Source organism: Noviherbaspirillum sp., from assembly GCF_035654295.1.
Classification (GTDB): Bacteria; Pseudomonadota; Gammaproteobacteria; order Burkholderiales; family Burkholderiaceae_D; genus Noviherbaspirillum.
Window position 1 is genome coordinate 1 of the sequence record NZ_DASRXF010000063.1, and the last position, 6,020, is coordinate 6,020.

8 protein-coding genes are annotated in these 6,020 nt (G+C 64.3%); 7 read left to right on the plus strand and 1 reads right to left on the minus strand.

The window, feature by feature from the left end; genetic code table 11:
* The 4 genes from VFF99_RS07360 to VFF99_RS07375 form a co-directional block, all read left to right on the plus strand.
* Positions 1 to 574: class I SAM-dependent methyltransferase (locus tag VFF99_RS07360; protein WP_325016435.1), on the plus strand; the 574-nt coding region annotated here is incomplete at its 5' end.
* Positions 571 to 1,746 carry a M50 family metallopeptidase gene (locus VFF99_RS07365; RefSeq protein ID WP_325016437.1) on the plus strand — a complete coding sequence of 392 codons (1,176 nt, stop codon included), beginning with the start codon at positions 571 to 573 and terminating at the stop codon, positions 1,744 to 1,746. The genes VFF99_RS07360 and VFF99_RS07365, both read left to right, overlap by 4 nt.
* A gap of 188 nt (positions 1,747 to 1,934) precedes the next feature.
* Positions 1,935 to 2,108 (plus strand): TglA family RiPP precursor, encoded by a 174-nt coding sequence (locus tag VFF99_RS07370; RefSeq protein WP_325016438.1) that lies wholly within the window; start codon positions 1,935 to 1,937, stop codon positions 2,106 to 2,108.
* A gap of 206 nt (positions 2,109 to 2,314) precedes the next feature.
* Positions 2,315 to 3,826: a flavin monoamine oxidase family protein gene (locus VFF99_RS07375; RefSeq protein ID WP_325016440.1), complete on the plus strand. Its 1,512-nt coding sequence runs from the start codon at positions 2,315 to 2,317 to the stop codon at positions 3,824 to 3,826.
* Here the strand turns inward: VFF99_RS07375 and VFF99_RS07380 are convergent.
* Positions 3,823 to 3,957 (minus strand): hypothetical protein, encoded by a 135-nt coding sequence (locus tag VFF99_RS07380; RefSeq protein ID WP_325016442.1) that lies wholly within the window; start codon positions 3,955 to 3,957, stop codon positions 3,823 to 3,825. The genes VFF99_RS07375 and VFF99_RS07380 overlap by 4 nt on opposite strands.
* Here VFF99_RS07380 and VFF99_RS07385 point away from each other — a divergent pair.
* From VFF99_RS07385 to VFF99_RS07395, 3 genes are all read left to right on the plus strand, one after another.
* Positions 3,956 to 4,876 carry a DUF692 domain-containing protein gene (locus VFF99_RS07385; RefSeq protein ID WP_325016443.1) on the plus strand — a complete coding sequence of 307 codons (921 nt, stop codon included), beginning with the start codon at positions 3,956 to 3,958 and terminating at the stop codon, positions 4,874 to 4,876. The two genes, VFF99_RS07380 and VFF99_RS07385, sit on opposite strands and share 2 nt — an antisense overlap.
* Positions 4,873 to 5,694 (plus strand): hypothetical protein, encoded by an 822-nt coding sequence (locus VFF99_RS07390; protein ID WP_325016445.1) that lies wholly within the window; start codon positions 4,873 to 4,875, stop codon positions 5,692 to 5,694. Before VFF99_RS07385 ends, VFF99_RS07390 begins: the two co-directional genes overlap by 4 nt.
* Before the next feature lie 3 nt (positions 5,695 to 5,697).
* Positions 5,698 to 6,020, plus strand: a 323-nt coding sequence (locus VFF99_RS07395; protein WP_325016447.1) for a hypothetical protein, incomplete at its 3' end; no start/stop codon positions are given.

Here is a 6,020-nt window from a genome sequence, read left to right on the forward strand (position 1 = left end):
CGGGCGCATGCTCGACGTCGGTTGTTCCGCCGGCGGCCTGATGGTTCCGTTTGCCAGGCGCGGCTGGTCGGTCCTCGGAACCGACCCTGATATCGGCTATGCCGAGTTCGGCAACCGGCGCCTCGGGCTGGAAATCCAGGCAGTGGCTGCCGAAGACATGGTGCTGCCGGACGGCGAGTTCGACCTGGTAATCATCACGGGATCCCTCGAGCATGTGTTCGACGTGAACCGCGTTCTGGAAATCTGCCGCCGTGCCAGCAAGCCGGATGGCCTGCTCCTCGTCGAAGGGCGCGCATTCGGCTACGGCATCATGAAAGGCTGCTTCAGCCACAACCATCGCCGCTATCTCACCGCGACATCGACCGAGCTGCTCATGCTGAAACACGGCTGGGCGCCGGTCTGGTCCACCAGCGAGGCCATATGCGGGCCGACCCGCCCCGGCGCAGTGTACGTGCTCGGGCGGGCAAGCGCTCCGCTGGGCCGCGAGCAGCTGGAGTCGGCGATCGGCGACGGCCGGCGGGATGACCTCGCATCGCTGCGCGAGCGTCTCGCCAGCATGAAAGGCGCACGATGACCCTGCAGGTCGAGAACAATGCGTTGGCGGCCGCGCGGCAGGCACGCCTGAGCTTTCGCCCCGAGTTGCGGGTGTACGATTCCCGGCCGGGCGAGGCGGACCGCCGCTATACCGTCTACGATCCGGTCACGGACCTGTCGTACTTCCTCGGGCCGCGCGAGCTCATGATCGCACGCCTTTTCGACGGCAGGCGGAGCGTGGCGGATGTTGCGGCCTGCGCCGCCGGGGAGTTGCACTCAGAGGTGCCGCTGCAAAAGGTCGAAGCCTTGCAAAACCGCCTGATGCAGTACGGACTGCTGGAAGAGCCGGGCTCGGCGCGGCACAGGCGCGTCCGGGACCCGGCAGCAGGGATCAGCTACGGACCGCTGAAGTCCTTGCTGATGGTCCCGGTGCTGCGTATCGACCCGGGCGTCTTCCTCGACCGGCTGTACCGGCGTTTCGCGTGGCTTTGCACGCCGGCCTTTGTCGGCGTTGGTCTCGCCGTGATGCTCCTTGCCATCGCCGTCCTGCTGCCGGCAGGCGGCGACTTTCTCGGGGATGCCGGGGCCATCTACGGCAACGGCCCCCACTGGCTCCTCTGGCACTATCCGGTGGTCGTTGTCTCGATCCTCCTGCACGAAGTTGGCCATGCGCTTGCCTGCCGCCATTACCGGGTGCGCATCACCGATTTCGGCGTTGCGGTGTACCTGCTGCTCGCAACCGGCTGGGCGCGGCCGCTGCAGCGCGATTGGGAAAGCATTCCAAGGTCGCAGCGGCTGGTGGCGATCGCAATGGGACCTTACGTCAGCCTCCTGTTCGCGGCCGCCGGCGTACTGCTGTGGCGCTGGGGGCCGGAGGGCGTACTGCATACCGCGGCAGTGGTGGCCGCTGTCAGCTCCACGCTGGCATTGATTCCGACCTTGCTGCCGATGTTCAACGGCGATGCCTATCTTGCGTTGACTGAAATGGCCGGCGTTCCGCGCCTGCGCCAGCGCGCGTTTCGCTATGCAAAGCTGTTGTGCACCGGTGGCTGCCAGGAGGAACATCTTTCGCGGGGGCGCAAGTGGCTCTATGCATTCGTTATTTTCGCCGCCGTTGCCGGCTGGCTCGCGGTATGGGCGCTGCTGGTTTACATGGTCCTGCTGGTGCTGCCGGTGATCGAGTACCTGTTCCTGGGTACCTGGAACCGATAGGCCGGTCAGGAGATTTCAAAGGGGACGAAGGGGCGGAGGGGCGCGCGGCAGTGTACGCGCGCTGTACGAGTATGGAATGCCGGATGCTGGCCGCAAGAACCAAATGCGGCGAGCGAAATGCATCGTAACGCGGATGCCGGCCCATTCCCTGCGGTTTTTTGGTCATTTATTTATTGCTGAGGAGATCGATGATGGAGCAACAGTCGAAAACGGATGGTATTGCAGAGCTGGATAAGGCTCCCGCGCCCTGCAGCGGCAAGCCGCAGGATGCCGACAAGCCGGAAGCCGCGGTTGAGGAGACGGGATTCGAAGAGTTTGACCTCGACGACATCGAAGTGGTCGAGAGCAAAGTGTTCGCCTGACACGAAAAAGAGAGTCCTTGCCGGGCGCCGGACTGTTCTGTGACGTCGTCACCTATGAACAGGCGCATCGACAGGCATGAACGGCATCACCGGCGGTGCGGCTGCGCTGATGAATGATCGGGACGGGAGCATCTGCGTACTCGCGCAGGACGCAGCATAAGGGCGAGGGATCGCCGCCAAAACGATGTAACAGCAAGAAGGATGTCATGAAAGAGCCATTGAAAGGGGTGACGCGCCGCGATTTCCTGCAGGTGCTGGGAAGTGTGGCCGGAAGCGGCAGTGTGTATGCGGCCATGTCCGGCCTGGGGCTGGCCGCGGCACCCGCGGCCGCTTCCAACCTGCCGGCGGTCGGCGACAGCATCGGAAAGGGTGTCAGGGTCGGCATCATCGGTGCCGGCATCTCCGGGCTTGCCGCCGCATACGAACTGCGCAAGCGCGGTTATGAATGCACCGTGATCGAGGCGAACGGCCGCGCTGGCGGGCGCTCGCTCACCTTGCGAGGCGGTGACGCTGTGGTCGAAACGGGCGGGATCCAGCATGCGCGCTGGGACAGAGAGACACAGCTTTACGCAAACATGGGACCGGCCCGGATTCCGTATCATCACAAGACGGTGCTGAATTACTGCCGCGAGTTCGGCGTGCCGCTTGAAGTGTTCGTCAATGAAAATCGCGCGGCCTTTGTGCACGATTCGCATGCGTTCGCCGGCAAGCCGCAGGAAAACCGCTACATCGTCCACTCAACCAGGGGCATGGTTGCCGAGCTGTTGGCCAAGGCCGTCAACCGCAAGGCGCTCGATGATGTGCTGACCGCGGAGGACGTGGAAAAACTGCTGACGCTGCTCAAGGGCTATGGCGAACTCGACAAGGATTACATCTACCGCGGGGGAGGCCGGGCAGGTTATGCGGTGACGCCCGGCGCGGGTGCGGTGGCGGGAACCCAGCACCAGCGTCCTGCGCTGGCCGATCTGCTCAGGTCCGAGTTTGTCAGGAGCAACATCAACTTTACCGAGGAATGGAACCAGGCGGCGACGATGCTGCAGCCGGTGGGCGGAATGGACAAGATCGTCCAGGGCTTCCTGCGGCAAGTAGGCGACCTCGTCATTTACAACGCGCCGGTGCAGGAAATCCGCAAAACCGGCGAGCGCGCGCGCATCGTGTACAAGCATGACGGCCAGTCCCGTGTGCTGGACGTCGATTTTGCCATCATCACCATCCCGATTCCGGCGCTTGCCAGAATCGATACGGATTTTTCGGCAACGCACCGCGAAGCGATGCAGAGCTGCCGTTATACCCAGGCGGCAAAGATCGCGTTCCAGGCTGACCGGCGCTTCTGGGAAGAGGACGCGCGCATTTACGGCGGTATCTCATGGACCGACCAGGGCATCGGGCAGATCTGGTACCCGTCCGGCGGACTGATGGAAAAGAAGGGCATCCTGGTCGGCGCCTATATCCGTGACGACAGCGTCGGCGCGAGCTATGCGCGGATGAGTTATGCGGAACGCATCGAGTCCGCGCTGGCCGATGGCGAGAAGATCCACCCGGGATATCGCCAGCTCGTGAAAAACGGCGTGGCCGTGTGCTGGCCGAACATGCCGTACGCGCAGGGTGGATGGGCGGTCTGGACCGCGGCCGCGCGCAAGAACCATTATCCGACCTTGACCCGGCCCGACGGCCCCCTGTACCTCGCGGGCGACCAGGTCAGCCATGTGCCGGGCTAGCAGGAGGGAGCGCTGCTGTCGACCCATGCGGTGATCGAGGACATCATGCAGCGCAGCGGCGTGCGGCGCCGGGCGGCATGACTTATCGCCTGCAGGTCGCCTGCATGCATCGTTACCTTGGGAGCCGCCATGCATCTTCGTAAACCGGACCCGATCGGGGTCGGAATCCAATACAACCCGGAAATCCTGGACTGGTTTCCCTTCGAAAGCCTGGATGTCGACCTCTTCGAGATCCTGCTGGACAACATCATGGCGCCGCTCGACGGCCCCCATGTGATCAAGCCATCGTCGCGCAAGAGCATCGAGCGTCTGCGTGGAAAATGCACGCTGCTCGCGCACTCCAACTACGGTTGCGAGTTCGGCTTCACCCCGCTCGAGCACACCGCGGCGGTGCGGCGGCACGTCGCGCTGGCGCGCATGCTGGACAGCCCCTGGGTCGCCGATCATTGCTTTTACGGCGACAATTCCTGGCTCGACATCTGGAGCAGCCCGGTCCAGTTCTCGCAGGCGGAAGTCAGGCGCTGCGCGGAGCACGCGCGCGCGCTGCAAGCCTTGTACGGCATCCCGCTGGCTCATGAAAACGCTGCCTACTACCTGCCTTGTCCCGGGGCGGAAATGCGCGAGGCCGAATTCATGGCGCGCCTGGTGGAGCAGGCCGGGACTTTCCTGCATCTTGATCTGCACAACATCTACACGAATTCCATCAACCTGTCTGCATTCAGCCTGCGCGATTACCTCGATACGATCCCGCTCGACCGTGTGATCGCCGTTCACCTTGCCGGCGGCAGCTGGTTCGAGGGGCTGTATCACGACTGGCATGATTCGCGTGTGCCGCACCAGGTGTGGGAATTGTACGAAGAGGTCCTGCAGCGGGCTGAACCCGCCGCCATCATCCTCGAATACCAGGGACAGGCGCACCATCCGGACACGCGGGTGCTGGGACGGGCCGGGGACGCGGACATGATCGTCGAGGATCTGGAAAAAGCGCGCGCGTTGTGGCGCAAGTATCGCGGCGCGGACTGCGTGCGGGACGAAGGAGTCATCGCATGAACGCGCAAACCGTCTGGAACGTATGGCGGCGCATCATGCGCGAGCCCGCGCTGCAGCAGGCATTGCTGGAAGAGCGGGGCGAAGACTTGAGCCGGTTCGCCTTTTCGGAACCGGAAAAGCAGGCCGCGCTGGCCTACGCCCGTGACGCGTCACGCGCGAAATGGTTCGTCCTGAATTATCGCTTCCGGCTGGCGAATTCCTTCATTAATGCGCTGGAAACCGGTGCGCCCCTGGTCCTGCGCGCCTTGCTCCGCCGAGGGGCGGACCTGCGCGGCCTGGGCGAGCGTTTCCTGGACATGCACGGATGGAAGGATTACGGACCATTCGTCTACGGCTATTGCCGCGACGCGCTGGAGTTTCTCGCACAGGACGACTGCACCGCACAGCCGGCCGGATTGCGCGACCTGATCGGCCTGGAGATGACGGTTGTCGATTTGCTGCGCTCGCTGGCAGCGGCGCCGGATGCGGGCGCTGACGAGAATACCGCTTTCCTTCGTCGTACCCCGCTTGCACGTCATTACCGCAGCCGGTATCGCCTGTCGGACTGGCTGCGCGACAAGACATTGCTCGGGCAGGGGGATTTGCCGGCGGGTGTCCAGGACTATCTCGTGTATCTGACGGACTACGACAGCACGTACAAGTTCGCGCTGCTGCCGCCGCGCGCCGTCGAGATCTTGCAGGCATTGACTTCGCCCTGCCTGCCTGTCGAGCTTTCGTCGCGCCTGGCCGCATCGGGCGCCGCGCCTCTTGTTGCCGCGGACGACAAACATCTGGCGCTGCTCAAGGGGTGCCGTGCGATCAGCGGGAAGCTGGGTTGACCGATGGGCTGGTCATCCTACTTCTGGTTGCGCTCCGCCGGATTTCCCTTTTCACACCTGGAGCGGCTCGGCGTCTTGAGCGATGCGCCCGAGCTGGCGCTGTACGAGGCGGCGCGCGCGGACCTTGCTGCGGTCGAGGATCGCCTGTCGGCCCTCGTCGGCGAGCATGCGCCGCAGGCGGCGACGAAACTGGCGCGCAAGTTCGACGCCTGCGTCCCGGTGGCGGCGGCCGACCTGCCGGAGCAGGTACGCGAGCCGGCTGCGGACCTGCTGCTGACGAGGCTGGGCTTGCTGGAGCAGGTCGCGGCATCCTTGCGCCGCCTGCA

What these genes read in the sequence shown, in the direction of transcription:
- VFF99_RS07370 (WP_325016438.1), top strand. Translation starts at nt 1,935, where the DNA reads ATGATGGAGCAACAGTCGAAAACGGATGGTATTGCAGAGCTGGATAAG.
- VFF99_RS07365 (WP_325016437.1), top strand. Translation starts at nt 571, where the DNA reads ATGACCCTGCAGGTCGAGAACAATGCGTTGGCGGCCGCGCGGCAGGCA.
- VFF99_RS07375 (WP_325016440.1), top strand. Translation starts at nt 2,315, where the DNA reads ATGAAAGAGCCATTGAAAGGGGTGACGCGCCGCGATTTCCTGCAGGTG.
- VFF99_RS07385 (WP_325016443.1), top strand. Translation starts at nt 3,956, where the DNA reads ATGCATCTTCGTAAACCGGACCCGATCGGGGTCGGAATCCAATACAAC.
- VFF99_RS07390 (WP_325016445.1), top strand. Translation starts at nt 4,873, where the DNA reads ATGAACGCGCAAACCGTCTGGAACGTATGGCGGCGCATCATGCGCGAG.
- VFF99_RS07380 (WP_325016442.1), bottom strand. Translation starts at nt 3,957, where the DNA reads ATGGCGGCTCCCAAGGTAACGATGCATGCAGGCGACCTGCAGGCGATA.